Genomic DNA, 26,776 nt, shown 5'->3' with positions numbered 1-26,776 from the left:
GTGGCGGAAAGTGGCATGAAGTGGGTTTTTTGAGCTAAAAACGCTAGAATTTGGAGAAACGCTGACGTGTTTCGCGGAGCCAACGCTATCAGTCTCGATGCAAAGGGCCGTCTCGCAATGCCGAGCCGGTACCGTGACGAGCTCGATTCGCGTAGCTCCGGTCAATTGATCGTAACAATTGATGCCGTTGATCCTTGTTTGTGTGTTTACCCCCTCGATGAGTGGGAAATTATTGAAACCAAACTGCGCGCACTGCCTTCGCTTCGCGAAGAGAACCGCCGCCTGCAACGTTTACTGATTGGTAATGCCGTCGATCTCGAGCTCGATGGCAGTGGTCGTTTTCTGGTTCCACCGCGTCTTCGTGAATATGCCAAGTTGGATAAGCGCGCGATGTTGGTAGGCCAACTGAACAAGTTCCAATTGTGGGACGAGGATGCCTGGAACGCGGTTTCTGCCGCTGACCTGGCTGCTATTCAACAACCGGGCGCGATGCCTGATGAACTGCGTGATTTAATCCTGTGACTATTGATAGCGGCTTTAACCACATCACCGTACTGCTTGACGAAGCCGTCGAGGCTCTCGCCGTACGTCCTGATGGCTGCTATCTGGACGGTACGTTCGGGCGCGGCGGGCACAGCCGGCTGATCCTCAGTCAGCTCGGTCCTGATGGTCGCTTGCTCGGATTCGACAAAGATCCACAAGCGATTGCCACCGGGCAGACGCTAGCGGCCGAAGACGGCCGCTTTGTCGTTGTGCAGCGCAGCTTTGCCGAGCTGGGTTCGGAAGTCGCCGAACGCGGTCTGGCCGGCAAGGTCAGCGGCGTTCTGCTGGATCTGGGCGTGTCTTCGCCACAGCTCGACGACCCTGAACGCGGTTTCAGCTTCCTCAACGACGGCCCGCTGGACATGCGCATGGATCCGTCCCGTGGCATCAGTGCCGCCGAATTCGTCAACACCGCGCCCGTGGAAGAAATCGCCCGGGTGTTCAAGGAATACGGCGAAGAGCGTTTCTCCGGTCGCATGGCCCGGGCCGTGGCCGAGCGCCGTGACATCAAGCCATTCGAACGCACCGGTGACCTGGCAGAAGTCCTGAAGGTCGCCAATCCGGCATGGGAAAAGGGCAAGAACCCCGCAACCCGCGCATTTCAGGGGCTGCGCATTCACGTCAACAACGAACTGGGTGATCTGGAAACCGGTCTCGAAGCCGCGCTGGAGTGCCTGGAAGTGGGCGGTCGCCTGGTGGTGATCAGCTTCCACTCGCTGGAAGACCGTATCGTCAAACTGTTCATGCGCAAGCTGGTGAAAGGCGAAGCCGACAACCTGCCGCGCAACCTGCCGGTTCGGCATGTTGCCTTCGAACCGAAAATCAAAGTCCATGGCAAAGCGCAGACGGCCTCCGACGCCGAACTCAAAGCCAACCCACGTTCGCGAAGCGCTGTCATGCGTGTGGCGGAGAAGCTGCGGTGAGCAAGCTTTTCGCCAAGCCATTGCCCGGCGGAAGCTTCTTCATGCTGCTGCTGTTTGTCGGCGTGCTCGTTTCGGCCATCGGCGTGTCCTACAGCGCGCACTGGAACCGTCAGCTATTGAATTCGCTGTACAACGAGTTGAGCGTGCGCGACAAGGCGCAGGCGGAGTGGGGGCGGTTGATTCTGGAGCAGAGCACCTGGACCGCCCACAGCCGAATCGAAGTGCTGGCCACCGAACAATTGAAAATGCACATCCCCGGTGCCGCTGACGTGAAGATGGTGGCGCCATGATGAAACTCGAAGGTGCACTCTTTCCTTGGCGGTTCCGCGTGGTGCTGGGTTTGCTCGGCATCATGGTGGCCGCGATTGCCTGGCGCATCATCGATTTGCAAGTGGTCGACCGTGCCTTCCTTAAAGGTCAGGGCGATGCCCGCAGTGTTCGTCATATTCCGATTCCGGCTCACCGTGGCCTGATCACCGACCGTAACGGCGAGCCTTTGGCCGTGAGTACTCCGGTCACCACCCTTTGGGCCAATGCCAAGGAAATGCAAACAGCCAAGGAGAAATGGCCGGCACTGGCGGCTGCCTTGGGGCAGGACCCGAAAGCCTTGGCCGAACGTCTCGAAGCCCAGGCCAACAAAGAATTCATTTATCTGGTGCGCGGGCTGACCCCGGAGCAGGGGCAGGCTGTGCTCGACCTGAAAGTGCCGGGTGTTTATGGCATCGAAGAGTTCCGGCGTTTCTATCCGGCCGGTGAAGTGACCGCGCATATGGTTGGCTTTACCGACATCGATGACCATGGGAAGGAAGGTATCGAGCTGGCCTATGACGAATGGCTGGCCGGGGTGCCGGGTAAACGACAAGTCATCAAGGACCGGCGCGGCCGGCTGATCAAGGATGTCCAGGTCACCAAAAACGCCAAGGCCGGCAAGCCCTTGGCGTTGTCCATTGACCTGCGCCTGCAATACCTGGCCAACCGCGAATTGCGCAATGCGATCATCGAGAACGGCGCCAAGGCCGGCAGCCTGGTGATCATGGACGTGAAGACCGGCGAGATTCTCGCGATGGTCAACCAGCCGACCTACAACCCGAACAACCGTCGCAACCTGCAACCGGCGATGATGCGTAACCGCGCGATGATCGACGTGTTCGAGCCGGGCTCGACCATGAAAGCGATCTCGATGAGTGCCGCCATCGAAACCGGCCGCTGGAAACCGAGCGATACCGTCGAGGTGTATCCGGGCTCCTTGCAGATTGGCAAGTACACCATCAAGGACGTCTCCAAGACCGAAGGCCCGGTGCTCGACCTGACCGGCATCCTGATCAACTCCAGTAACGTCGGGATGAGCAAGGTCGCGTTCGATATCGGCGGCGAAACCATTTTCCGTCTGGCACAGAAAGTCGGCCTCGGCCAGGACACCGGCCTGGGCTTCCCGGGCGAGCGCGTCGGCAACCTGCCGAACTACCGCGAGTGGCGCAAGGCCGAGACTGCGACGCTGTCCTATGGCTACGGTGTTTCAGTGACCGCGATCCAGTTGGTCCACGCCTTCTCGGCCCTGGCCAACAATGGTCGCCTTGCACCGCTGACCCTGATCAAGACCGACAAGGCACCGCAAACCACCCAGGTGCTGCCGGAGGCCGTCGCGAAAACCATGCAAGGCATGCTGCAGCAAGTGATCGAAGCACCGCGTGGTGTGTTCCGCGCGCAGGTGCCGGCGTATCACGTGGGCGGCAAGTCCGGTACTGCGCGTAAAACCTCGGTCGGCACCAAGGGTTACGCCGAGAACTCCTACCGTTCGCTGTTCGCCGGTTTCGGCCCGATGAGCGATCCACGCTACGCCATAGTGGTGGTCATCGATGAACCGACCAAGGCTGGTTACTTCGGCGGCCTGGTATCCGCGCCTGTGTTCAGCCGCGTGATGTCGGGCACTCTGCGCCTGATGAACATCACCCCGGACAACCTGCCACCTACTCAACAAGCGAACGCAACACCGGTCGTTCCGCTGAAAGCCAATGGAGGGCGCGGCTGATGTCTCTGAGCCTGAACAAGATTTTCCCTCACGCCGGCCACGATCTACTGATTCGTGAACTCGCCCTGGACAGCCGCAACGTGCGCGCGGGTGATCTGTTCCTCGCCGTGCCGGGCGGGAAGTTCGATGGGCGTGCGCATATTGCCGACGCCTTGCAGCGCGGTGCTGCCGCGGTGGCCTATGAAGTAGAAGGTGCCACGGTCCTGCCAATCACTGAAGTACCGCTGATTCCGGTCAAAGGTCTGGCGGCTCAGCTGTCGGACATCGCCGGGCGTTTTTATGGCGAGCCGAGCCATCACCTGAACCTGATCGGCGTAACCGGCACCAACGGCAAGACCAGTGTCACTCAACTGGTTGCCCAGGCGCTGGATCTGCTCGGCCAGCACTGTGGCCTGGTCGGCACGCTCGGTTGCGGTTTCTACGGCGCGCTGGAAAGCGGCCTGCACACCACACCGAATCCGATTGCCGTGCAAGCGACCCTGGCGGACCTGAAAAAGGCCGGCGCCAAAGCCGTCGCCATGGAAGTTTCTTCCCATGGCCTGGATCAGGGCCGTGTGACTGCCCTGGCGTTCGATGTGGCGGTGATGACCAATCTGTCACGCGATCACCTGGATTACCACGGCACCATGCAGGCTTACGGCGAAGCCAAGGCCAGGCTGTTTGACTGGAATGACTTGAAATGCCGCGTGGTCAACCTCGACGACGAGTTTGGTCGGCAACTGGCCGCCGACAAGCGCGAGTCGCGGTTGATCACCTACAGCCTGGAAGATTCCAGCGCCTACCTGTATTGCCGCCAGGCGCAATTCGACGACGAAGGCGTGCGCGCCACGCTGGTCACGCCACAGGGCGAGCACCACTTGCGCAGCACCTTGCTCGGTCGCTTCAACCTGAGCAACGTCCTGGCGGCGGTCGGCGCGTTGCTCGGTCTGGATTACGCACTGGACGAAATCCTCAAGGTGCTGCCGAAACTCGAAGGCCCGGCCGGTCGCATGCAGCGCTTGGGCGGTGGTTCGCAGCCGCTGGTGGTGGTCGATTACGCCCACACCCCGGATGCCCTGGAAAAAGTACTGCTGGCCCTGCGTCCACACGCCAAGGGTCGGTTGCTGTGCCTGTTCGGCTGTGGCGGCGACCGTGATCGCGGCAAGCGTCCTTTGATGGCCGAAGTGGTCGAGCGCCTGGCCGATGGCGTGCTGGTGACCGACGACAACCCGCGCACTGAAGATCCATCGGTGATTTTCGATGACATCCGCGCCGGTTTCACGGCTGTGGATAAAGTGGAGTTCGTTGCCGGTCGTGGTCAGGCGATTGCCCGGCTGATTGCCAGTGCCTCGGTGGATGACGTGATTGTCCTGGCTGGCAAAGGTCACGAGGACTATCAGGAAATCAACGGCGAGCGTCATGCCTTTTCCGATCTGGTCGAGGCCGATCATGCCTTGACCGCGTGGGAGGTGGCCCATGCTTAAGGCCTTGCAACTGAGCGAACTGACCGGCGCGCTGAATGCTCGCCTGGTGTCGACCGATGCCGGTTTCGACGGCGTCAGCATCGACAGCCGCGCAATCAAGCCGGGTCAGCTGTTTATTGCTCTGACCGGTCCGCGCTTCGATGGTCATGATTATCTGAATGAAGTCGCTGCCAAGGGCGCCGTGGCCGCGCTGGTCGAGCGCGAAGTCGCCGACAGCACACTGCCGCAGTTACTGGTCAGCGATACTCGCCAGGCCCTCGGGCAGTTGGGTGCGCTCAATCGCGCCGCCTACACCCATCCGGTCGCGGCTGTCACCGGTTCGAGCGGCAAGACCACGGTCAAGGAAATGCTGGCGAGCATCCTGCGCACCCGTGGCCCGGTACTGGCGACCCGTGGCAACCTGAACAACGATCTCGGTGTGCCGCTGACCCTGCTCGAACTGGCGCCGGAGCATACGGCGGCAGTGATCGAACTCGGTGCATCGCGCCTCGGTGAAATTGCTTACACCGTTGGCCTGACCAAACCGCACGTGGCCATTCTCAACAACGCCGGGACCGCCCACGTCGGCGAGTTCGGTGGCCCGGAAAAAATCGTTGAAGCCAAGGGTGAGATCATCGAAGGGCTGGAGGCCGATGGCGTCGCAGTGCTCAATCTCGACGACAAGGCATTCGGTATCTGGAAGACGCGTGCCGGTGATCGCAAAGTGCTGACGTTTGCGTTGAGCAATACCAGCGCCGATTTCTACGCCAGTGACCTGGCCACCGATCCCCGTGGCTGCCCGGCCTTCAATCTGCACAGCCCTGAAGGTGTAGAGCGCGTTCAACTGAACCTGCTCGGCACCCATAACGTCGCCAATGCCATGGCCGCCGCCGCTGCCGCCCATGCCCTGGGTGTGTCGCTGTTCGGTATCGCCACCGGTCTTGGCGCGGTGCAACCGGTCAAGGGACGCACCGTCGCGCAATTGGCCAGCAATGGCATGCGCGTGATCGATGACACTTACAACGCCAACCCCACCTCCATGTGCGCTGCCGTTGATATACTGGCCGGCTTTTCCGGTCGCACCGTCCTGGTGCTCGGGGATATCGGCGAGTTGGGCGAATGGGCGGAGCAGGGGCACCGCGACGTGGGCGAGTACGCCCGTGGCAAGGTTTCTGCGCTGTACGCCGTCGGGCCAATGATGGCTCACGCCGTGAACGCATTCGGTCCAGAGGCTTTTCACTTCAGCACGCAGGCTGAACTGATCAAAGCCCTGGGCGCCGAGCAAGATACAAACACCACCATTTTGATCAAGGGGTCGCGCAGCGCTGCGATGGAAAACGTCGTCGCCGCTTTGTGCGGGTCCAGTCCGGAGAAACATTAATGCTGCTGCTGCTAGCGGAGTATCTGCAACAGTTCTACAAAGGCTTCGCGGTCTTCCAGTACCTGACCCTGCGCGGGATTCTCGGTGTACTGACCGCGCTGGTCTTGTCGCTGTGCTATGGCCCGTGGATGATCCGCACTTTGCAGAACCGTCAGATCGGTCAATCCGTTCGCAATGACGGCCCGCAGTCGCACCTGTCCAAGTCGGGCACACCGACCATGGGCGGCGCGCTGATCCTGTCGTCCATCGGTGTCAGTACCCTGCTTTGGGCTGACCTGACCAACCGTTACGTCTGGGTCGTACTGCTGGTGACCTTGCTGTTTGGCGCCATCGGCTGGGTTGATGACTACCGCAAGGTGATCGAGAAAAACTCCCGTGGCTTGCCGAGCCGGTGGAAATACTTCTGGCAGTCGGTGTTCGGCCTGGGCGCGGCGATCTTCCTTTATATGACTGCCGCCACGCCGGTGGAGACCACCCTGATCCTGCCGATGCTCAAGGACTACAGCATTCCACTGGGCGCAGGCTTCATCGTCCTGACCTATTTCGTGATTGTCGGTTCGAGCAACGCGGTCAACCTGACCGACGGCCTCGACGGCCTGGCGATCATGCCGACGGTGATGGTGGGCGGCGGCCTGGGTATCTTCTGCTACCTGTCGGGTAACGTGAAATTCGCCGAATACCTGCTGATTCCTTATGTACCGGGCGCGGGCGAACTGATCGTGTTCTGCGGCGCACTGATCGGAGCCGGCCTGGGCTTCCTGTGGTTCAACACCTATCCGGCACAAGTCTTCATGGGCGACGTCGGCGCACTGGCGCTGGGCGCGGCCCTGGGCACCATCGCGGTGATCGTCCGTCAGGAAATCGTCCTGTTCATCATGGGCGGCGTGTTCGTGATGGAAACCCTGTCAGTGGTCATTCAGGTTGCCTCCTTTAAGCTGACCGGTCGCCGCGTATTCCGCATGGCGCCCATTCACCACCACTTTGAACTCAAGGGTTGGCCCGAGCCACGTGTGATCGTCCGTTTCTGGATCATCACCGTGATTCTCGTGCTGATCGGCCTTGCCACCCTGAAGCTGAGGTAGAAACTCGTGTCTCTGATCGCTTCTGACCACTTCCGCATCGTTGTCGGCCTCGGCAAGAGCGGCATGTCCCTGGTTCGCTTCCTGGCGAACCGGGGCGTGGCGTTTGCTGTGGCCGATACGCGGGAAAATCCACCGGAACTGGCCACGCTCAAGCGTGACTATCCGCACGTGGAAGTGCGTTGTGGCGAGCTGGACGTCGAATTCCTGTGCCGCGCCGACGAGCTCTACGTGAGTCCCGGCCTGGCGCTGGCGACCCCGGCCCTGCAGGCCGCCGCCGCTCGTGGCGTGAAATTGTCCGGTGACATCGAGCTGTTCGCGCGTAACGCGAAGGCGCCGATCGTGGCCATCAGCGGTTCCAACGCGAAAAGCACCGTCACCACCCTGGTCGGCGAAATGGCGGCGGCGGCGGGCAAGCGTGTGGCCGTCGGCGGCAACCTCGGTACACCGGCGCTGGATCTGCTGCGCGACGACGTCGAGCTGTACGTGATGGAGTTGTCGAGTTTCCAGCTGGAAACCACCGATCAACTCAACGCCGAAGTGGCGACCGTGCTCAACGTCAGCGAAGACCACATGGACCGTTACAGCGGTCTGCCGGCTTATCACCTGGCCAAGCACCGGATCTTCCGTGGTGCCCGGCAGTTCGTGGTCAATCGCCAGGATGCCCTGAGCCGTCCGTTGATGGGCGAGGGCCAGCCGTGCTGGACCTTCGGCCTGAGCAAACCGGATTTCAAAGCCTTCGGCATCCGTGAAGAAGACGGCGAAAAATACCTGGCCTTCGAATTCCAGAACCTGATGCCGGTGCGTGAGTTGAAGATTCGTGGCGCCCACAACCAGTCCAACGCCCTGGCGGCCCTGGCCCTGGGCCATGCGGTCGGCCTGCCGTTCGATGCCATGTTGTCGAGCCTGCGCACCTTCGCCGGTCTAGAGCATCGCTGCCAATGGGTCCGCGACCTCGACGGCGTGGGCTACTACAACGATTCAAAAGCCACCAACGTCGGTGCTGCACTGGCCGCCATCGAAGGCCTGGGCACGGACATCGACGGCAAGGTCGTGCTGATCGCCGGCGGTGATGGCAAGGGTGCCGAGTTCAAGGACCTGCGCGATCCGGTAGCGGCCAACTGCCGCGCCGTGGTGTTGATGGGCCGCGACTCGGACAAGATCGGCGAGGCCATTGGCGACGCCGTTCCGCTGATCCGCGTCGCTTCCCTGGTCGAAGCCGTCGAACAATGCCGCGCCGCCGCCCAGCCGGGCGACGTGGTGCTGCTGTCGCCAGCCTGCGCCAGCTTCGACATGTTCAAGAACTACGAAGACCGTGGTCACCAGTTCGTCCAAGCCGTGGAGGATCTGGCATGAGCCTCAAAGGCATCATCAAGCCATATCCGTCGCCGCTCATCACCGGGCGCGGTATCGACCTCGACTTCCCGATGCTCGCCGGTTGCCTGACGCTGCTCGGCCTGGGACTGATCATGATTGCCTCGGCATCCACCGAAGTGGCAGCCGTGCAGTCGGGCAGCGCCCTGTATTACATGATCCGCCACCTTATTTACGTGGTGCTCGGCCTGGGTGCCTGCATCGTGACCATGATGATCCCGATCGCCACTTGGCAACGCCTCGGCTGGCTGATGCTGCTGGGGGCGTTCGGCTTGCTGGTGATGGTGATCATTCCAGGGATCGGCCGCGAGGTTAACGGCTCGATGCGCTGGATCGGCTTCAGTTTCTTCAACGTCCAGCCTTCCGAGATCGCCAAGGTGTTCGTGGTGATCTACCTCGCCGGTTACCTGGTGCGCCGCCAGAAAGAAGTGCGCGAAAGCTGGATGGGCTTCTTCAAGCCGTTCATCGTACTGCTGCCGATGGCGGGCCTGCTGCTGATGGAGCCGGACTTCGGTGCCACCGTCGTGATGATGGGCGCTGCGGCGGCGATGTTGTTCCTTGGCGGCGTGGGGCTGTTCCGTTTTTCCCTGATGGTGGTGCTGGCTGTCGGCGCGGTGGTGCTGCTGATTCAAATGCAGCCCTATCGGATGGCGCGCCTGACCAACTTTGCCGACCCGTGGGCCGACCAGTTCGGTGCCGGCTATCAGTTGTCCCAGGCATTGATTGCTTTCGGTCGCGGCGAATGGCTGGGCGTTGGCCTGGGCAACAGCGTGCAGAAACAGTTCTACCTGCCGGAAGCCCACACTGACTTCGTGTTCTCGGTCCTGGCCGAAGAGCTGGGGGCGGTGGGTTCGTTGTGCACCGTGGCACTGTTCGTCTTCGTTTGTATTCGCGGTATGTACATCGGATTGTGGGCCGAGAAGGCCAAGCAGTTTTTTGCCGCTTACGTGGCATACGGTCTGTCGTTCCTGTGGATCGGCCAGTTCCTGATCAACATCGGTGTGAATGTGGGCCTGCTGCCGACCAAGGGCCTGACCCTGCCGTTCCTCAGTTACGGCGGTAGTTCGTTGGTGATCTGCTGTGCCTGTCTCGGCTTGTTGCTGCGCATCGAGTGGGAAAGTCGAACCCACCTGGGCAGCGAGGAGATGGAGTTCCATGAGAGCGACTTCGCCGAGGAGCCGCATCATGGGCGCTAACGTGATGATCATGGCTGGCGGCACCGGTGGCCACGTGTTCCCGGCGCTGGCCTGTGCCCGCGAATTCCAGGCGCGCGGCTATACCGTGCACTGGCTCGGTACTCCGCGCGGTATCGAAAACGATCTGGTGCCGGCAGCCGGCATCGAACTGCACCGGATCAACGCCAGCGGTCTGCGGGGCAAGGGCAAGCTGTCGCTGCTCAAGGCACCGTTCATGTTGTTCAAGTCGGTCTGGCAAGCACGGGCGATCATTCGCCGCCTGCAACCGGTCTGCGTCGTGGGCTTTGGTGGCTTTGTGACCGGCCCTGGCGGTGTCGCAGCCAAACTGGCCGGCGTGCCGGTGATCGTTCATGAACAGAACGCCGTGGCCGGTACCGCCAATCGGTTGCTGGTGCCGTTGGCCGCCCGAGTCTGTGAAGCGTTCCCCGACACCTTTACCCTGTCGGACAGCCGCCGGACCACCGGTAACCCGGTGCGCACCGAGCTGTTCCTCGAGACATCGCGACCAGCCCTGGCCGGTCGCAAGGCGCGTTTGCTGATCCTGGGCGGAAGCCTGGGCGCAGAACCGTTGAACAAGTTGCTGCCTGAAGCCCTGTCGCAAGTCGCTGCCGACTTGCGTCCGGAAGTGTTCCATCAGGCCGGCAAAAACCACGATGAAGTGACTGCAGAGCGCTATCGCGCGGCTGGCGTCGAGGCGCAGGTGCAGCCCTTCATCAAAGACATGGCCCAAGCCTACAGCTGGGCCGACCTGGTGGTCTGTCGCGCAGGTGCGCTGACCATCAGTGAACTGGCCGCCGCCGGTCTGCCCTCGATGCTGGTGCCTTTGCCCCACGCCATCGACGATCACCAGACCCGCAACGCCGAATATTTGGCCCGTGAAGGCGCAGCCTTCCTGATGCCACAAAGAACGACTGGCGCAGCGGATCTTGCCGCTCGCCTGACAGAGGTCCTGATGCAACCACAACGACTCAACGAAATGGCTACCGCGGCACGCCGCCTCGCCAAACCCGATGCCACCCGTAACGTCGTCGATAGCTGCCTGGAGGTGGCCCATGGTTGAGAGTCAGAAAGCCATGCCACAACCGGAAATGCGCCGCATCCGTCGCATCCACTTCGTCGGTATCGGCGGTGTGGGCATGTGCGGGATCGCCGAAGTGTTGCTGAACCTGGGGTATGCCGTATCCGGTTCCGACCTGAAGGCTTCGCCGGTGACCGAACGCCTGGAGTCCTTCGGCGCGCAGATCTTCATCGGCCACCGCGCCGAGAACGCTGCGGCGGCCGACGTGCTGGTGGTGTCGAGTGCCGTGAACACGTCCAACCCGGAAGTCGCTACCGCGCTGGAACGCCGTATCCCAGTGGTGCCGCGTGCCGAAATGCTGGCTGAGCTGATGCGTTATCGCCACGGCATCGCCGTTGCCGGTACCCACGGCAAAACCACCACCACCAGCCTGATCGCCTCGGTGTTCGCCGCCGGTGGCCTGGACCCGACGTTCGTGATCGGAGGCCGTCTGAATGCCGCGGGCACCAATGCCCAGCTTGGCACCAGCCGCTACCTGATCGCCGAAGCCGACGAAAGCGATGCCAGCTTCCTGCACTTGCAGCCGCTGGTGGCCGTGGTCACCAACATCGACGCCGACCACATGGCGACCTACGACGGTGACTTCAACAAGCTGAAGAAAACCTTCGTCGAGTTCCTGCACAACCTGCCGTTCTACGGTCTGGCGGTGGTTTGCCTGGACGATCCGGTGGTGCGTGAAATCCTCCCGCAGGTCAAGCGTCCGACCGTGACCTACGGCTTCGGCGAAGACTGCGACGTGCGCGCCATCAACGTGCGCCAGCAAGGCATGCAGACCTTCTTCACCGTGCTGCGCCCTGACCGCGAGCCGCTGGATGTGTCGGTAAACATGCCGGGCAACCACAACGTACTGAACGCACTGGCAACCATCTGCATCGCCACCGACGAAGGTGTCAGCGATGAAGCCATCGTCCAGGGCCTGTCCGGCTTCCAGGGTGTCGGCCGACGCTTCCAGGTCTATGGCGAACTGCCGGTGGACGGCGGCAACGTGATGCTGGTCGATGACTACGGTCACCACCCGACCGAAGTCGCGGCGGTGATCAAGGCCGTACGCGGTGGCTGGCCGGAGCGCCGCCTGGTGATGGTCTACCAGCCGCACCGCTACAGCCGCACCCGTGACCTGTACGACGATTTCGTCAATGTGCTGGCCGACGCCAACGTACTGCTGCTGATGGAGGTCTATCCGGCCGGCGAAGAGCCGATCCCGGGGGCCGACAGCCGCAAACTGTGCAACAGCATCCGTCAGCGTGGCCAGCTCGACCCGATCTACATCGAGCGTGGTGTCGACCTCGCGCCAGTGGTCAAGCCGCTGCTGCGTGCCGGCGACATCCTGCTGTGCCAGGGCGCCGGTGATATCGGCGGTCTCGCACCGAAACTGTTGAAAAGCGAGTTGTTCGCCGGTGCCGTTGCCGCACCGGAGAAGGGGAAGTTGAAATGACTGCTGCCTACGCCAACCTGTTCTCCACGATCGCGCCGAAAGACTTCGGCCGCGTCGCCGTGCTGTTCGGCGGCAAGAGTGCCGAGCGCGAAGTGTCCCTGAAGTCGGGCAACGCGGTTCTCGACGCGCTGCTAAGCGCCGGTGTCGACGCGTTCGGCCTCGACGTGGGCGATGACCTGCTGCAGCGTCTGCAGAGCGAAAAGATCGACCGCGCCTTCATCATCCTCCACGGTCGTGGCGGTGAAGACGGCAGCATGCAGGGCCTGCTCGAATGCCTGGGCATTCCTTACACCGGCAGCGGCATCCTGGCGTCGGCCCTGGCCATGGACAAACTGCGCACCAAGCAGGTCTGGCACAGCCTGGGCATTCCGACGCCACGTCACGCAGTCCTTTGCAGCGAGGCCGATTGTATTTCGGCAGCGACGGAACTGGGCTTCCCTTTGATCGTCAAACCGGCCCATGAAGGTTCAAGTATCGGTATGGCCAAAGTGAGTTCCGCGTCCGAATTGATCGACGCATGGAAAGCGGCCAGTACCTACGATTCGCAAGTGTTGGTCGAGCAATGGATTCACGGTCCGGAGTTCACCATCGCCACCCTGCGTGACCAGGTGTTGCCTCCGATTGCCCTGGGCACGACGCACAGCTTCTACGACTACGACGCCAAGTACATCGCCAACGATACCCAGTACCGCATTCCATGCGGTCTGGACCGCGCCAAGGAACAGGAACTCATGGACCTCACGGCGAAAGCCTGTGAAGCGCTGGGTATCGCCGGTTGGGGCAGGGCAGACGTGATGCAGGACGCCGAAGGGCAGTTCTGGTTCCTGGAAGTCAACACCGCACCGGGCATGACCGATCACAGCCTGGTGCCGATGGCGGCCCGTGCCGCCGGTCTGGATTTCCAGCAACTGGTCCTGGCCATTCTGGCCGAGAGCGTTGCCGGCAATGCTGCCGGTCACCAAGAGTCGACGAGAGGTTAAGGCCATGCAAGGCGCCCAGCTCAGACATCAGCCCACCGCACCGACCGGCCGCAAGCCGGTACCGCGGGGTGCCAGCCGAATGGTGGCCAAAGAGCCGATGTCCGCGCGCCTGCCGAAAGCCAACTTCGGTTTTCTCAAAGCGTTGTTCTGGCCGGTACTGCTGGTGGCGTTGGGGTTCGGTACTTACGAAGGCGCGACACGCTTGTTGCCGTATGCCGACCGGCCGATCACCAAAATCAACGTGCAGGGCGACCTGAGTTACATCAGCCAGCAAGCGGTGCAGCAGCGGATCGCCCCGTACGTGGCGTCGAGCTTCTTCACCATCGACCTGGCGAGCATGCGTACCGAGCTTGAAACGATGCCATGGATTGCCCACGCCGAAGTGCGCAGGGTGTGGCCGGATCAAGTGGTGATCCGCCTGGAAGAACAACTGCCGGTGGCCCGTTGGGGTGACGAATCGCTGTTGAACAACCAGGGCCAGGCCTTCACCCCGCGCGAGCTGGCGAACTACGAACATTTGCCCCAGCTGTTCGGCCCACAGCGGGCCCAGCAGCAGGTGATGCAGCAGTACCAGGTGTTGAGTCAGATGCTCCGGCCTCTGGGCTTCTCGATTGCACGCCTGGAGTTGCGTGAACGCGGCAGCTGGTTCCTGACCACCGGCCCCGGCAGTGCGGGTCCCGGGATCGAACTGCTGCTGGGACGCGGCAACCAGGTGGAAAAGATGCGCCGCTTCATCGCCATCTATGACAAGACGCTCAAAGAACAGATTACGAACATTGCGCGCATCGATCTGCGCTACGCCAACGGCCTCGCTGTTGGCTGGCGGGAACCTGTAGCGCCCACGGCAGCCCAACCCGCTGTCGCGAAGAATTAAGAAGAGGCAGGACCCATGGCAAACGTGCAAAGCGGCAAAATGATCGTCGGTCTCGATATCGGCACCTCCAAGGTGGTGGCGCTGGTAGGCGAGGTCGCGGACGACGGCACGCTGGAAATCGTCGGGATCGGTACCCATCCGTCCCGTGGCCTGAAAAAAGGCGTGGTGGTGAATATCGAATCCACCGTGCAATCGATCCAGCGCGCCATCGAAGAAGCGCAGTTGATGGCCGGTTGCCGCATTCACTCGGCATTCGTCGGCGTGGCCGGCAATCACATCCGCAGCCTGAACTCTCACGGCATCGTGGCGATTCGTGATCGCGAAGTCAGCTCGGCCGACCTCGAGCGCGTGCTCGACGCTGCCCAGGCCGTGGCGATCCCGGCTGACCAGCGCGTGCTGCACACCTTGCCGCAAGACTACGTGATCGATAACCAGGAAGGCGTCCGCGAGCCGCTGGGCATGTCCGGCGTGCGTCTGGAAGCCAAGGTCCACGTGGTCACCTGCGCCGTCAATGCCGCACAGAACATTGAAAAATGCGTGCGTCGCTGCGGCCTGGAAATCGACGACATCATTCTCGAGCAGCTGGCTTCCGCTTATTCGGTGCTGACCGATGACGAGAAAGAGCTGGGCGTGTGCCTGGTGGACATCGGTGGCGGTACCACCGACATCGCGATCTTCACCGAAGGTGCGATCCGTCACACCGCGGTCATCCCGATTGCCGGTGACCAGGTGACCAACGACATCGCCATGGCGTTGCGCACTCCGACCCAGTACGCCGAAGAAATCAAGATTCGCTACGCCTGCGCCCTGGCCAAGCTGGCCGGTGCCGGTGAAACCATCAAGGTGCCAAGCGTTGGCGATCGTCCACCGCGCGAACTGTCCCGCCAGGCCCTGGCCGAAGTGGTCGAGCCGCGCTACGACGAACTGTTCACGCTGATCCAGGCCGAACTGCGCCGCAGCGGCTACGAAGACCTGATCCCGGCCGGCATCGTGCTGACCGGCGGTACCGCGAAGATGGAAGGTGCCACTGAACTGGCCGAGGAGATCTTCCACATGCCGGTGCGCCTGGGCGTGCCGCATGGCGTGAAAGGTCTGGATGACGTGGTACGCAATCCGATCTATTCCACCGGCGTCGGCCTGTTGATGTACGGCCTGCAGAAGCAGTCCGACGGCATCTCGTTCTCGGGCATCGGCAGCCGCGACAGCTACAGCAACGAAGAGCCACAGGCTCCGCTGCTGGACCGCCTGAAGAAGTGGGTCCAGGGCAATTTCTGAAGATTTACCGCAACACCGTTACACCGAAGCACGCAGTAGGCGAAAAAACTAGAGAATGTAAAGGAGAGGGAAAATGTTCGAACTCGTAGACAACATCCCCGCAAGCCCGGTAATCAAAGTTATCGGTGTCGGCGGTGGCGGCGGCAACGCTGTCAACCACATGGTCAAGAGCAACATCGAAGGCGTCGAGTTCATCTGCGCCAACACCGATGCTCAAGCGCTGAAAAACATCGGCGCGCGTACCATCCTGCAACTGGGCACCGGCGTGACCAAGGGCCTGGGCGCTGGCGCCAACCCTGAAGTCGGCCGTCAAGCCGCTCTGGAAGACCGTGAGCGCATTGCCGAAGTCCTGCAGGGCACCAACATGGTGTTCATCACCACTGGCATGGGCGGCGGTACCGGTACCGGTGCTGCGCCGATCATCGCCGAAGTGGCCAAGGAAATGGGCATCCTCACCGTTGCGGTGGTGACCCGTCCGTTCCCGTTCGAAGGCCGCAAGCGTATGCAGATCGCCGACGAAGGCATCCGCATGCTCTCCGAAAGCGTCGACTCGTTGATCACCATTCCGAACGAGAAGCTGCTGACCATCCTCGGTAAAGACGCCAGCCTGCTGTCGGCTTTCGCCAAGGCTGACGATGTACTGGCCGGTGCCGTTCGCGGTATCTCCGACATCATCAAGCGTCCGGGCATGATCAACGTCGACTTCGCCGACGTGCGTACCGTGATGAGCGAAATGGGCATGGCGATGATGGGCACTGGCTGCGCCAGCGGTCCGAACCGTGCACGCGAGGCCACCGAAGCGGCCATTCGCAACCCGCTGCTGGAAGACGTGAACCTGCAAGGCGCTCGCGGCATCCTGGTAAACATTACCGCCGGTCCGGATCTGTCCCTGGGCGAATACTCCGACGTGGGTAGCATCATCGAGGCGTTCGCTTCCGAACACGCGATGGTCAAGGTCGGTACCGTTATCGATCCGGACATGCGCGACGAGCTGCACGTGACTGTCGTTGCAACCGGTCTGGGCGCTAAAATCGAGAAGCCTGTGAAGGTCATCGACAATACCGTTCACACTTCGATGGCTGCACAGCCACAACAACAGGCCCCTGTTCGTCAGGAAGCTCCAGCGGTGAACTACCGTGACTTGGACCGTCCGACCGTCATGCGCAACCAGGCCCAGGCCGGTGCTGCGACTGCCGCGAAGATGAATCCGCAAGATGACCTGGACTACCTGGACATCCCGGCTTTCCTGCGTCGTCAGGCCGATTGATGAAATGTATCAGGGCTATGAAGGTGATTGGTGTTCAGCAAAGGCGTGGTCTGCTATCATCGCCAGCCTTTGTTGATACCAGTTCGCAATTTGCGCTGAAGCGGCCCATGCCATGATTAAACAACGCACCCTGAAGAATATTATCCGTGCCACAGGTGTCGGCCTGCACTCCGGGGAGAAGGTCTATCTGACCCTCAAGCCAGCGCCTGTCGACACTGGCATTGTGTTTTGTCGCGCCGACCTCGATCCCGTGGTGCAGATTCCTGCCCGCGCGGAAAACGTCGGTGAAACCACTATGTCGACCACGCTCGTTAACGGTGACGTCAAAGTGGACACGGTAGAGCACTTGCTCTCGGCCATGGCAGGCCTGGGCATCGATAACGCCTACGTCGAGCTCTCCGCGTCCGAAGTCCCGATCATGGATGGTAGCGCCGGACCTTTCGTATTCCTGATTCAATCGGCTGGCCTGGAAGAACAGGACGCCGCCAAGAAGTTCATCCGCATCCTGCGTGAAGTGACAGTGGAAGATGGCGACAAGCGCGCTACTTTCGTCCCTTTCGAAGGGTTCAAAGTGAGCTTCGAGATCGATTTCGATCACCCGGTTTTCCGTGACCGCACCCAAAGTGCAAGCGTGGATTTTTCCAGCACTTCGTTCGTAAAAGAAGTCAGCCGCGCCCGTACCTTTGGTTTCATGAGTGACATCGAGTACCTGCGCAAGCACAACCTCGCACTCGGCGGCAGTGTTGAAAACGCTATTGTGGTCGACGCCGATGGCGTACTGAACGAAGACGGCCTTCGTTATGAAGACGAATTCGTGAAGCACAAGATTCTCGATGCAATTGGTGACCTCTACCTGCTGGGCAATAGCCTGATTGGTGAGTTCAAGGGCTTCAAGTCCGGCCACGCACTGAACAACCAGCTGCTGCGCAAGTTGATTGAGCAGACAGATGCCTGGGAAGTCGTGACGTTCGAAGACGCCAGCACTGCACCGATCTCTTACATGCGCCCGGTTGCGGCCGTGTAAGCAAAAAACCTCTCTAGTTTTTTAAAGGCTACCTTCGGGTGGCCTTTTTTTATGCCCGAAGTTTGTAGTGCCTGGGCTGGCCTCATCGCGAGCAAGCTCGCTCCCACAGTTGATTGCATTCCCCTGTGGGAGCGAGCTTGCTCGCGATGGCGTCCTCCCATCCAATGAAAATCCTATTCGGCACAAACAACCCGGTTACGCCCCCTCTCCTTGGCCTGATACAGCGCCTTGTCCGCACTGAACAGCAATTGCTCCAGGTTGAAGTCGCTGGCCGCCGTCCAGGTGGCAATACCGATACTCACGCTCATCGGTCGCTCACCGGCGTCGACCAGTGGCAGTTTTTGCACCGCTTCACGAATATGTTCGGCAATCTGCCGTGCACCGTCACTGCCTGTTTCGGCCAGGACCACCGAAAACTCTTCGCCTCCGTAGCGCGCCACCAGGTCTGTGGGGCGATGGACATTGGCACTGATGACCTTGGCCAATGCCCGTAACGCTTCGTCGCCGGCCTGATGCCCGTGCCGGTCATTGAAGGCCTTGAAGTGATCGGCATCGATCATCAGCAACGACAACGGCTTGCCACTGCGCTGCGCGCGAAACCATTCATGGCGCAGGGTCTGATCAAGGGATCGGCGGTTGGCCACGCCGGTCAAGGCATCGGTGGCCGCCAGTTGCGACAATTCCTGCTCGGCACTCTGGCGCAGGCGCAACTCGCGGCAGAGCAGCCAGGTCAACCACAGCAAACCGATGCACAAAACCCCGGTAGCACCGCTGATCACATAGGCCGTACGGTTCCAGGTGGCGAACACCTCATCCACAGAAAGCGCCACGATGACAGTCAGTGGCAGGTTGCCGACCCGGGTAAAGGTGTACAAGCGCCGTTGATGGTCGACACTCGACACACTTTCAAAGGTGCCATTGCGCTCCTGCAGCATGCGTACGACGTTGGGGCGGCTGGAGAAGCTCTTGCCGATGGAGTTCGGTTCCCGGTACGGCTTCTGCGCCAGGAGGATCCCGTCATTGTCGATGATGCCCAGCGTGCTGCCGGTGCCGATGTCGAGGCTGTTGAACAACTGATCGAAGTAGCTCATGCGCATCGAGGCGACCGCGACCCCCAGAAACTCACCCGTGGGCGAGGAAATGCGCCGGCTGAAACTGATGCGCCATTGGTCGCTGTCATCGCAGTCACAGCGCGGCTTGAACGGTCGGCTGATAAACATACCGGTGTCACGATTGAAGACATGGGCCAGGAAATAATCGCGGTCGGCGAAGTTACCCGGTTTCGGTTCGACCAACGATGAGTCGGCCAGCACGTCGCCGTGCTTGTCCAGCAGCAGGATGTCGCCCTTGTAGCGCGCGGTGGTGGAGCGGTCGAACAGCGCCAGATGACGAATCTGCGGCGAAACCTGTTTCAGGTCGTCCCGTTGGGCGGCGGCGATCAGGCCCTGCAAGGTCAGGTCATAGAGCTCGACCGTACGCAGGACATCGGCATCGATCAGTTGCGCAATGGTGGTCGCGCTGCGTGTGGCGCTCTGCTGGGCGTTGGCGTGTTCGCGGATCAGCAGAAAAGTGACGATGCACAGGATCGAGATGACCGTCAGGGTGCTGCCGAAGATCACCAGGATCTCGGGTCGCCCGGACGGGCCTGGAAAATGTGGGGTGCGGCTTGCGGTCATAGGGCTGACGTCTGCTAAAGGGACGCTGTAAGCGTAGTTGCATTAACGTAGCAGCCGGGTGAATCGTGCCTGTTGCTCGAACGATTGATCAATGGCGTGGGCCATCAGCGCTTGTCGTTGCGAAAATTGCAATGAAAGTTGAATCGCCACGATAAAAAAAGCCGCTGAAAGCAGCGGCTTTGCAGACAACTTTTCAAAGGGAAGAGCCGATGAAAAGTGTCGTGGGAAGCGGGAGTGACCGGTGCAGATCAGCTGTCCTTCTCGACCTGTGGCAGGGCCTGAGTGGTCGAGGCTTGCGGGGCTTGGGCGTCTTGCGCAGCCTTGGCCGTCATCTCGATCTGATGCTCTTCGAACGCTGCAGCGCGTGCGGCGTTATGTGCGACGAAAGTCTGCGATTCTTCCGCCATCGCCAATGGCGACAGGAACAAAGAGGACAAAACGAAAGCGCTGGCAATACCCATACTGTTGGACATCTTTAAAACCTTCTTGCTTGGCAAGTGCTGTTTGGTGCGGGCAAAGATAAGGATATGGGGCGAGGGGAAAAAGAGCGGATTCATGAAAGGACTGTTGCTGTTATGGCAACAGTTGGTTGATCGCACACTTGCGTTCAACCCGGAACCAATGTGGGAGCGAGCTTGCTCGCGATAGCATCACCTCGGTTCAGAAGTTGCACCGAGTCGCTTGCATCGCGAGCAAGCTCGCTCCCACAAAGGAAGAGGGGGTCAGACAGGAAGATGAATGCCGAAGGTATTCATCCCATGGTCACTGCGCACGAACACATCCCCGCCATGCATCAACGCAATCGCCTTGACGATGGCCAGCCCAAGGCCATGGTTGTGTCCGCTGTTGCTGCGCGATGCATCAACCCGGTAGAAACGCTCGAACAGCCGTGGCAGATGTTCGCGGGCAATCGGCGAGCCGGGGTTGGCAACGCCGATGCTGACCTGATGTTCTGCGGCTTCAATGTGCACTTCAATCACCTGACCGGGCGCGGTGTGCTGCACCGCGTTGTTCAGCAGATTGATCAATGCCCGGCGCAGATGGGCGATCTCGATGCTCACTTGCGCGTCACCACTGACCTCTACCTGAACCTGAGCGTCCTCGAGAATGAAGTCCAGATATTCCAGGGTCGTGGCCACTTCATCGGCCAGTGACGTGGACGTCAGTTTGGTTGCCTTGCTGCCCTGATCGGCACTGGCCAGGAACAGCATGTCGTTGATGATCGAACGCAGTCGCTCAAGCTCTTCGAGATTTGATTGCAGCACTTCAAAGTAATGCTCGGCGGAGCGTCCGCGGGTCAATGCGACCTGGGTCTGGCCGATCAGGTTGGTCAGTGGCGAGCGCAGTTCGTGGGCGACATCGGCATTGAACGATTCAAGGCGTGAGTAAGCCTGCTCGACCCGTTCCAGGGTCGAGTTGAACGAGCTGACGAACTGATCGAGTTCCGGCGGCAACGGTGACAATCGCAAGCGTCCTGAGCGCAACGGCGGAGCCAGGCGCCGGGCTTCCTGGGACAGTTTGATCAGCGGCTTGAGGCCGATCCGCGCCACCCAGTAACCGAGTGCCGAGGCCAGCAGCACGCCGACAATCGCCAGGCTGATCAGCGCAATCAACAGTTGATGCTGGGTCTGGAAAAACGTCTCGGTGTCGATGGCGATCATGAAGCGCAGCGGTGGGCGCTGGTCCTTGGGCGGGAATTCGCTGACCAGCACTTTCAGCGGATAGGGGTGATCCGGCAGATGCATGTCGCGCATGCCCAGTGGCCCTTGGGCAAAGGTGCGGATTTGCGGGGTCAGGTTGCCGTATTCGTAATGGGGATCGCCGCTGATGATCCAGAAGCTGATGCGCTTGTCTTCTTCGCTCAGCAGGTTGAGCTTGTTGTTGATCTTCACCCAATGCTCAGGCGTGCCGTAACGGCCGACCGTGGATTCGAGCACGCTGTAGCGCGCATCCAGCTCGGCTTCGGGCAACAGGCCCAGGCCTTTGTCGACCTGCTGGTATAACGCCCCGCCGATCAACAGGAACACCAGCAGCGCCACCAGCGTGAACATCCCGCTCAGGCGCAAGGCGATGCTGTTACTGGACACCACGGCTCTCCAGCACATAACCCATGCCGCGAATGGTGTGCAGCAGTTTCTCTTCGAACGGCCCGTCAAGCTTGGCCCGCAGGCGTTTGATCGCGACTTCGACGACGTTGGCGTCGCTGTCGAAATTGATGTCCCAGACCATCTCGGCAATGGCGGTTTTCGAGAGGATTTCACCCTGGCGCCGGGCCAATACGCTGAGCAGCGAGAACTCCTTGGCGGTCAGGTCCAGCCGTGCGCCGCCGCGAGTAGCCTTGCGGCTGATCAAATCTATCCACAGGTCGGCAATGCTCACTTGCACCGGTTCATGACCGCCGCTGCGGCGGGTCAGCGCTTGCAGGCGTGCCACCAGCTCAAGGAAGGAAAACGGTTTGCCCAGGTAATCATCGGCGCCGTCACGCAGGCCCCTGATGCGATCTTCCACACGTTCGCGGGCAGTGAGCATGATCACCGGGGTCTGCTTGCGCGCACGCAAGGCGCGCAACACGCCGAAGCCGTCGAGGCCCGGCAACATCACGTCGAGGACGATCACCGCGTAGTCGCTTTCCAGCGCCAGATGCAGGCCTTCGACCCCATCCCGCGCCAGGTCCACGGTGTAACCCTGTTCCGTCAGGCCGCGGTGCAGATAGTCCGCGGTTTTTTCTTCGTCTTCGATAATCAGGACGCGCATGACCCCGCCTCAGTCTGTGGTCGCCAGCGCCGGTACTGGCGAGGGTTTTGGCCGATGGAACAGCCGCTCCAGCCACAAGTATATGACCGGCGTGGTGAACAGCGTCAGCGCCTGGCTCACCAGCAAGCCGCCGACTACCGCGATCCCCAGGGGTTGGCGCAACTCGGCGCCGGTGCCGTAGCCGAGCATCAGCGGCAGGGCGCCGAGCAGGGCGGCGAGGGTGGTCATGATGATCGGCCGGAACCGCGTGATGCAGGCCTTGAAGATCGCTTCTTCAGGCGACAGTCCGCCATTGCGCTGCGCTTCGAGGGCGAAGTCGATCATCAGGATGCCGTTTTTCTTGACGATACCGATCAACAGCACCAGGCCGATCAAGGCCATGATCGAAAAGTCCTGACCGCAGATCCACAACATGATCACCGCGCCGAGGCCCGCCGACGGCAAGGTCGAAATGATCGTCAGTGGATGCACGAAGCTCTCATAGAGCACACCGAGAATGATGTACACCGCTACCAGCGCCGCCAGGATCAGCCACGGCTGGCTGGCCAGCGAACTCTGGAACGCCTGGGCCGCGCCCTGGAAATTACCGCTGATGGCGGTTGGCATGCCGATGTCGGCCTTGGCCTGGTCGAGCATGATCACCGCATCGCCCAACGCCACGCCGGGTGCCAGGTTGAACGACAGGTTGGCGGCCGGGAACATGCCGTCATGGGCGATGGACAGTGGGCCGATGGTGGGCGCATCGAACCTGGCCAGGGCCGACAGCGGTACCATTTCCCCGCTCAGGGGGGAGCGCAGGTAGAAATAGTTGAGGCTTTCGGCTTTGCCGCGTTGCTGGGTGTCCAGCTCCAGGATCACGTTGTACTGGTTGACCTGGGTCTGGAATTCATTGATCTGGCGCTGGCCGAAGGCATCGTACAGGGCTTCGTCGACGTCGCTGGCGGTCAGGCCGAAACGCGCCGCGGCGCTGCGGTCGATGCTGATGTGGGTGATGCTGCCGCCCAGTTGCAAGTCGTTGGAAATATCGCGGAAGGCCGGGTTGGCGCGCAGTTTATCCGTCAGGCGCTGGGTCCAGGTGCTCAGGGTCGGGCCATCGTTGCTCTTGAGCACATATTGATACTGGGCACGGCTCGGGCCGGAACTGAGGTTGATGTCCTGGCCGGCGCGCAGGTACAGGACGATGCCCGGCACTTTCATCAGTTGTGGACGAATCCGGTCAATGAACTGACTGGCCGAGACATCGCGGTCGCTGCGTTTTTTCAGGGTGATCCAGAAGCGGCCGTTGGCGATGGTCTGGTTGCTGCCGGAGACACCGACCGAGTGAGAGAACGTTTCCACGGCAGGGTCGGCGGCGACGATTTCCGCCATGGCGAGATGTTTTTTCACCATGTCGCCGTAGGAAATGTCAGCAGCGGCTTCGGTGGTGCCGAGGACGAAGCCAGTGTCCTGGATCGGGAAGAAGCCTTTAGGAATGAAGATGTAACCGGCCACGGCCAGACCCAGTGACAGGCAGAATACGCCGATCATCAAGCGCTGATGGGCGAGGGCGTGGCGCAGGCCTTTTTCGTACCAGGCCAACAGACGCTCACCAAAGCCCGGTTTGTCGTGGGCATGATGCACCGGCGCGCGCATGAACAGAGCGGCCAGGGTTGGCGCCAGGGTCAGCGACACCACCACCGAAATCAAGATGGTCGAGGTGGCGGTCAGGGCGAACTCCTTGAACAGTCGCCCGACCACGCCCCCCATGAACAGCAGCGGAATGAACGCCGCCACCAGTGAAAAGCTGATCGACACCACGGTGAAACCAATCTCGCCCGCGCCCTTGATCGCTGCTTCGCGCATGCCGTCGCCGGCCTCAAGGTGCCGGTGAATGTTTTCCACCACCACGATCGCATCGTCGACCACAAAGCCCACGGCCACCACGATCGCCACCAGCGTCAGGTTGTTCAGGCTGAAGCCCATGACGTACATCAGCGCAAAACTGGCGACCAGCGAAACCCCCAGCACCGCCGACACAATCAGGGTCGCCGACAACTGGCGCAGGAACAGCGCCATCACCGCCACCACCAGCATGATCGCGATCAGCAGGGTGATTTCCACTTCATGCAGAGACGCGCGAATGGTCTGGGTCCGGTCGATCAGCACCTTGACCTGCACCGAGGCGGGGAGCATCGCTTCCAGCGCCGGCAAGGCGGCCTGGATGCGGTCCACGGTTTCGACGATGTTGGCCCCCGGTTGGCGGAAGATCACCAGGTTCACCCCCGGTTGCGAGCCCGCCCAAGCCTGGACGTAGGCATCTTCCGAACCGTTGACGACTTTGGCGACATCGCGCAGATGAACCGGCGCGCCATCCTTGTAGGAGACAATCAGTTGGCTGTAGTCCTCCGGGTGGAACAACTGGTCGTTGGTGGACAGGGTCGAGATGTTCGACTCCCCGTACAGCGCACCCTTGGCCAGGTTGAGGCTGGTCTGCTGGATCGCCAGGCGGATGTCGGCGAGGGTCAGGCCGATGGCGGCGAGTTTGTCCGCCGAAACCTGGACGCGGATCGCCGGCCGCTGCTGACCGGTGATGGCGACCTGGCCTACACCGTCGACCTGACTGAGCTGACGGGACAACAGGGTTTCCGTCAGGTCGCTGAGCTCCGGACCGGGCATCAGCGAGGAGTTGACGCTGAGGATCAGCACCGGGCTGTCGGCCGGGTTGACCTTGCGCCAGGTCGGCAGGTTCGGCATGTCCTTGGGCAGCTTGCCCGCGGCCGTATTGATCGCCGCCTGTACTTCCTGGGCGGCAGTGTCGATGCTCTTGTCGAGGGTGAATTGCAGGGTCAGGATGGTCGAGCCCAGAGCGCTGCTCGAGGTCATCTGGGTCACGCCGGGAATGGCACTGAATTGCACTTCAAGGGGGGTGGCCACCGAGGACGCCATGGTTTCCGGGCTGGCGCCGGGCAATTGCGCGGCCACCTGGATGGTCGGGAATTCTGCCTCTGGCAACGGCGCTACCGGCAGGCGCGGAAACGCGATGACGCCCAGCAGCACCAGGGCGAACGTCAGCAAGATCGTGGCCACCGGGTGGTCGATGCACCAGGCGGATATCGAACCGTGGCCCTTCATTGTGCGGCCTCCGATTGCACCACTTGCGGCGGCTCGGTCATCACCTGCACCGTCGACCCCGGCTTGAGTCGCGACTGACCATCGCTGACCAGTACATCACCTGGTTTCACGCCCTTGATGATGTCCTGGCCGCTGCCTTGATAGACCATTTGCACCTGAACGGCTTCGACCTTGTCGCCATTGACGCGGTACACGAAGTGTTGGTCCAGACCGCGTTGTACGACTGTCGGCGGTACCACCAGCGCATCTTTATCCAGGGCTGTCTGAATCTTTACCGTCACCAGCAGACCCGGCCACAGCTTCTGCCCCGGATTGTCGAACTCGGCCTTGGCGCGGATGGTGCCAGTGTTGGCATTGATCTGGTTGTCGATCAGGGTCAGGTGACCTTCGCCGAGCAGGTTGCCGGTTTCGCCGTCGGTGTCAGCTCCGATGTAGGCCTTGACCCGGGCGTGCTGTGGGTCGTTGATCAGGCCCTGCAAGGTCGGCAGCATTTGCTGCGGCAGGGAGAACTCCACGGCGATCGGGTCGATCTGGGTCACGGTGAACAGGCCTTGGGTGTCGGTCATGCGCAGGAAGTTGCCTTCATCCACGGTGCGAATGCCGACGCGACCGGTCACTGGGGAGCGAATCTGTGTGTAGGAAAGTTGTACCTGAGCTGCGTCGATTGACGCCTGATTGCCTTGGGCGGTGGCTTTGAGTTGGTTCACCAGCGCCTGTTGCTGGTCGTAGGTCTGCTTGGAAACGCCGTCGTCAACGCTCAGCAATTTGTAGCGTTTAAGGTTGACCAGCGCCACTTGCAGCTGCGCCTGGCTTTCGCCCAGCTGTGCCCGGGCCTGGTCGAGGCTGGCGCGGATCGAGCGGTCGTCGATGGTGGCCAGCAGGTCGTCTTTTTTCACCAGTTGGCCTTCCTTGACCATGATTTTGGTGAGGATGCCGTCGATTTGCGGGCGGACCACGACGCTGTGCAGGGACAGCACCGAACCGATGCCGCTGACGTAGCGCGGCACGTCTTTTTCGGCGACGGCGACCACGCGCACCGGGATGGCGGTGGGGGTGGCGAGTTTGGTCTTGACCGGTTTGGTGGCGTACCACAGGCCCAGCGCTGCCAGGACGATCAGAAGGGCGACGAGCAGGGCGGGTTTTTTCTGGGTTCGCATGCGAGTGGGGCGCCGGGGCTGGGTTTTTGGTCGAAGGGGAGTTTCCTTTATAAACCTGTTTGGCGGTCAGGAGGGTGACGGCTAACTGACGGCGCTGTCAGTTTGTGTGTCTTGGCGGCCTTTGGGCCGACCAGGCTTTGGGGTGATGGAGTACATATCCGTTTTTTGGGTAACGGCG

General features: G+C 61.2%; 22 protein-coding genes. 16 read left to right on the top strand and 6 right to left on the bottom strand.

Annotated features, from left to right (window positions below; genetic code table 11):
- Positions 1-66 precede the first annotated feature (66 nt).
- The 16 genes from mraZ to lpxC all read left to right on the top strand — a co-directional run bounded on the left by mraZ (position 67) and on the right by lpxC (position 17,900).
- A complete protein-coding gene (gene mraZ, locus KW838_RS07315; RefSeq protein ID WP_007917012.1) occupies positions 67-522 on the top strand; it encodes a division/cell wall cluster transcriptional repressor MraZ in 456 nt (151 codons plus the stop codon).
- The gene (gene rsmH, locus KW838_RS07310) at positions 519-1,466 is read left to right on the top strand and encodes a 16S rRNA (cytosine(1402)-N(4))-methyltransferase RsmH (RefSeq protein ID WP_007972589.1); all 948 of its coding nucleotides are present in this window, start codon (positions 519-521) and stop codon (positions 1,464-1,466) included. Before mraZ ends, rsmH begins: the two co-directional genes overlap by 4 nt.
- Positions 1,463-1,756 (top strand): cell division protein FtsL, encoded by a 294-nt coding sequence (ftsL, locus tag KW838_RS07305; protein ID WP_007998257.1) that lies wholly within the window; start codon positions 1,463-1,465, stop codon positions 1,754-1,756. Before rsmH ends, ftsL begins: the two co-directional genes overlap by 4 nt.
- Positions 1,756-3,495, top strand: a complete 1,740-nt coding sequence (locus KW838_RS07300) for a penicillin-binding protein 2 (protein WP_173900782.1) — start codon at positions 1,756-1,758, stop codon at positions 3,493-3,495. The genes ftsL and KW838_RS07300 overlap by 1 nt, the downstream gene beginning before the upstream one ends.
- On the top strand, positions 3,495-4,958 hold the full coding sequence (locus KW838_RS07295; RefSeq protein WP_102698525.1) for a UDP-N-acetylmuramoyl-L-alanyl-D-glutamate--2,6-diaminopimelate ligase: 1,464 nt from the start codon (positions 3,495-3,497) through the stop codon (positions 4,956-4,958). The genes KW838_RS07300 and KW838_RS07295 overlap by 1 nt, the downstream gene beginning before the upstream one ends.
- Positions 4,951-6,318, top strand: coding sequence for a UDP-N-acetylmuramoyl-tripeptide--D-alanyl-D-alanine ligase (gene murF, locus KW838_RS07290; RefSeq protein WP_218500795.1), 1,368 nt, complete (start codon positions 4,951-4,953; stop codon positions 6,316-6,318). Before KW838_RS07295 ends, murF begins: the two co-directional genes overlap by 8 nt.
- The gene (gene mraY / locus KW838_RS07285; RefSeq protein WP_008016698.1) at positions 6,318-7,400 is read left to right on the top strand and encodes a phospho-N-acetylmuramoyl-pentapeptide-transferase; all 1,083 of its coding nucleotides are present in this window, start codon (positions 6,318-6,320) and stop codon (positions 7,398-7,400) included. Before murF ends, mraY begins: the two co-directional genes overlap by 1 nt.
- A 6-nt stretch (positions 7,401-7,406) precedes the next feature.
- On the top strand, positions 7,407-8,753 hold the full coding sequence (murD, locus tag KW838_RS07280; RefSeq protein ID WP_218500794.1) for a UDP-N-acetylmuramoyl-L-alanine--D-glutamate ligase: 1,347 nt from the start codon (positions 7,407-7,409) through the stop codon (positions 8,751-8,753).
- Positions 8,750-9,967: a putative lipid II flippase FtsW gene (gene ftsW / locus KW838_RS07275; protein WP_007972603.1), complete on the top strand. Its 1,218-nt coding sequence runs from the start codon at positions 8,750-8,752 to the stop codon at positions 9,965-9,967. The genes murD and ftsW overlap by 4 nt, the downstream gene beginning before the upstream one ends.
- Complete coding sequence (gene murG / locus KW838_RS07270) at positions 9,957-11,027, top strand: undecaprenyldiphospho-muramoylpentapeptide beta-N-acetylglucosaminyltransferase (protein ID WP_046041926.1); 1,071 nt, start codon at positions 9,957-9,959, stop codon at positions 11,025-11,027. Before ftsW ends, murG begins: the two co-directional genes overlap by 11 nt.
- Complete coding sequence (gene murC, locus KW838_RS07265; RefSeq protein WP_007989894.1) at positions 11,020-12,480, top strand: UDP-N-acetylmuramate--L-alanine ligase; 1,461 nt, start codon at positions 11,020-11,022, stop codon at positions 12,478-12,480. Before murG ends, murC begins: the two co-directional genes overlap by 8 nt.
- The gene (locus tag KW838_RS07260) at positions 12,477-13,460 is read left to right on the top strand and encodes a D-alanine--D-alanine ligase (protein ID WP_102698521.1); all 984 of its coding nucleotides are present in this window, start codon (positions 12,477-12,479) and stop codon (positions 13,458-13,460) included. The genes murC and KW838_RS07260 overlap by 4 nt, the downstream gene beginning before the upstream one ends.
- Positions 13,461-13,464: 4 nt before the next feature.
- Positions 13,465-14,334 carry a cell division protein FtsQ/DivIB gene (locus KW838_RS07255; RefSeq protein ID WP_095965529.1) on the top strand — a complete coding sequence of 290 codons (870 nt, stop codon included), beginning with the start codon at positions 13,465-13,467 and terminating at the stop codon, positions 14,332-14,334.
- 15 nt (positions 14,335-14,349) lie between these two features.
- A complete protein-coding gene (gene ftsA, locus KW838_RS07250) occupies positions 14,350-15,609 on the top strand; it encodes a cell division protein FtsA (RefSeq protein WP_007972611.1) in 1,260 nt (419 codons plus the stop codon).
- A 73-nt stretch (positions 15,610-15,682) separates the two neighbouring features.
- Positions 15,683-16,876 carry a cell division protein FtsZ gene (gene ftsZ, locus KW838_RS07245; protein WP_007972612.1) on the top strand — a complete coding sequence of 398 codons (1,194 nt, stop codon included), beginning with the start codon at positions 15,683-15,685 and terminating at the stop codon, positions 16,874-16,876.
- A gap of 112 nt (positions 16,877-16,988) precedes the next feature.
- Positions 16,989-17,900, top strand: coding sequence for a UDP-3-O-acyl-N-acetylglucosamine deacetylase (lpxC, locus tag KW838_RS07240; protein ID WP_007939852.1), 912 nt, complete (start codon positions 16,989-16,991; stop codon positions 17,898-17,900).
- 173 nt (positions 17,901-18,073) lie between these two features.
- On the opposite strand, the gene KW838_RS07235 is transcribed toward lpxC, so the two are convergent.
- From KW838_RS07235 to KW838_RS07210, 6 genes are all read right to left on the bottom strand, one after another.
- Positions 18,074-19,576 carry a sensor domain-containing diguanylate cyclase gene (locus KW838_RS07235; protein ID WP_218500793.1) on the bottom strand — a complete coding sequence of 501 codons (1,503 nt, stop codon included), beginning with the start codon at positions 19,574-19,576 and terminating at the stop codon, positions 18,074-18,076.
- A gap of 248 nt (positions 19,577-19,824) precedes the next feature.
- Entirely contained in the window at positions 19,825-20,049 is a 225-nt protein-coding gene (locus KW838_RS07230; protein ID WP_102698518.1) for a hypothetical protein, read from the bottom strand.
- Between the two features lie 249 nt (positions 20,050-20,298).
- Positions 20,299-21,663, bottom strand: a complete 1,365-nt coding sequence (locus KW838_RS07225) for a heavy metal sensor histidine kinase (RefSeq protein WP_218500792.1) — start codon at positions 21,661-21,663, stop codon at positions 20,299-20,301.
- Entirely contained in the window at positions 21,653-22,330 is a 678-nt protein-coding gene (locus KW838_RS07220) for a heavy metal response regulator transcription factor (RefSeq protein ID WP_102698516.1), read from the bottom strand. Before KW838_RS07220 ends, KW838_RS07225 begins: the two co-directional genes overlap by 11 nt.
- Positions 22,331-22,339: 9 nt before the next feature.
- A complete protein-coding gene (locus tag KW838_RS07215; protein WP_218500791.1) occupies positions 22,340-25,441 on the bottom strand; it encodes a multidrug efflux RND transporter permease subunit in 3,102 nt (1,033 codons plus the stop codon).
- Positions 25,438-26,598, bottom strand: coding sequence for an efflux RND transporter periplasmic adaptor subunit (locus KW838_RS07210; RefSeq protein WP_218500790.1), 1,161 nt, complete (start codon positions 26,596-26,598; stop codon positions 25,438-25,440). The genes KW838_RS07215 and KW838_RS07210 overlap by 4 nt, the downstream gene beginning before the upstream one ends.
- Between the last annotated feature and the right edge of the window lie 178 nt (positions 26,599-26,776).

Origin of the sequence: Pseudomonas sp. PDM27 (assembly GCF_019219205.1) — a bacterium.
GTDB lineage: Bacteria > Pseudomonadota > Gammaproteobacteria > Pseudomonadales > Pseudomonadaceae > Aquipseudomonas > Aquipseudomonas laurylsulfatiphila.
Note: the sequence above shows the minus strand (reverse complement) of the source record. Positions and strands in the feature narration are given on the sequence as shown.

What these genes read in the sequence shown, in the direction of transcription:
- KW838_RS07300 (WP_173900782.1), top strand. Translation starts at nt 1,756, where the DNA reads ATGAAACTCGAAGGTGCACTCTTTCCTTGGCGGTTCCGCGTGGTGCTG.
- KW838_RS07220 (WP_102698516.1), bottom strand. Translation starts at nt 22,330, where the DNA reads ATGCGCGTCCTGATTATCGAAGACGAAGAAAAAACCGCGGACTATCTG.
- lpxC (WP_007939852.1), top strand. Translation starts at nt 16,989, where the DNA reads ATGATTAAACAACGCACCCTGAAGAATATTATCCGTGCCACAGGTGTC.
- mraY (WP_008016698.1), top strand. Translation starts at nt 6,318, where the DNA reads ATGCTGCTGCTGCTAGCGGAGTATCTGCAACAGTTCTACAAAGGCTTC.
- ftsZ (WP_007972612.1), top strand. Translation starts at nt 15,683, where the DNA reads ATGTTCGAACTCGTAGACAACATCCCCGCAAGCCCGGTAATCAAAGTT.
- ftsA (WP_007972611.1), top strand. Translation starts at nt 14,350, where the DNA reads ATGGCAAACGTGCAAAGCGGCAAAATGATCGTCGGTCTCGATATCGGC.
- murC (WP_007989894.1), top strand. Translation starts at nt 11,020, where the DNA reads ATGGTTGAGAGTCAGAAAGCCATGCCACAACCGGAAATGCGCCGCATC.
- KW838_RS07215 (WP_218500791.1), bottom strand. Translation starts at nt 25,441, where the DNA reads ATGAAGGGCCACGGTTCGATATCCGCCTGGTGCATCGACCACCCGGTG.
- KW838_RS07295 (WP_102698525.1), top strand. Translation starts at nt 3,495, where the DNA reads ATGTCTCTGAGCCTGAACAAGATTTTCCCTCACGCCGGCCACGATCTA.
- KW838_RS07230 (WP_102698518.1), bottom strand. Translation starts at nt 20,049, where the DNA reads ATGTCCAACAGTATGGGTATTGCCAGCGCTTTCGTTTTGTCCTCTTTG.
- KW838_RS07210 (WP_218500790.1), bottom strand. Translation starts at nt 26,598, where the DNA reads ATGCGAACCCAGAAAAAACCCGCCCTGCTCGTCGCCCTTCTGATCGTC.
- murG (WP_046041926.1), top strand. Translation starts at nt 9,957, where the DNA reads ATGGGCGCTAACGTGATGATCATGGCTGGCGGCACCGGTGGCCACGTG.
- KW838_RS07235 (WP_218500793.1), bottom strand. Translation starts at nt 19,576, where the DNA reads ATGACCGCAAGCCGCACCCCACATTTTCCAGGCCCGTCCGGGCGACCC.
- KW838_RS07260 (WP_102698521.1), top strand. Translation starts at nt 12,477, where the DNA reads ATGACTGCTGCCTACGCCAACCTGTTCTCCACGATCGCGCCGAAAGAC.
- KW838_RS07255 (WP_095965529.1), top strand. Translation starts at nt 13,465, where the DNA reads ATGCAAGGCGCCCAGCTCAGACATCAGCCCACCGCACCGACCGGCCGC.
- murF (WP_218500795.1), top strand. Translation starts at nt 4,951, where the DNA reads ATGCTTAAGGCCTTGCAACTGAGCGAACTGACCGGCGCGCTGAATGCT.
- ftsW (WP_007972603.1), top strand. Translation starts at nt 8,750, where the DNA reads ATGAGCCTCAAAGGCATCATCAAGCCATATCCGTCGCCGCTCATCACC.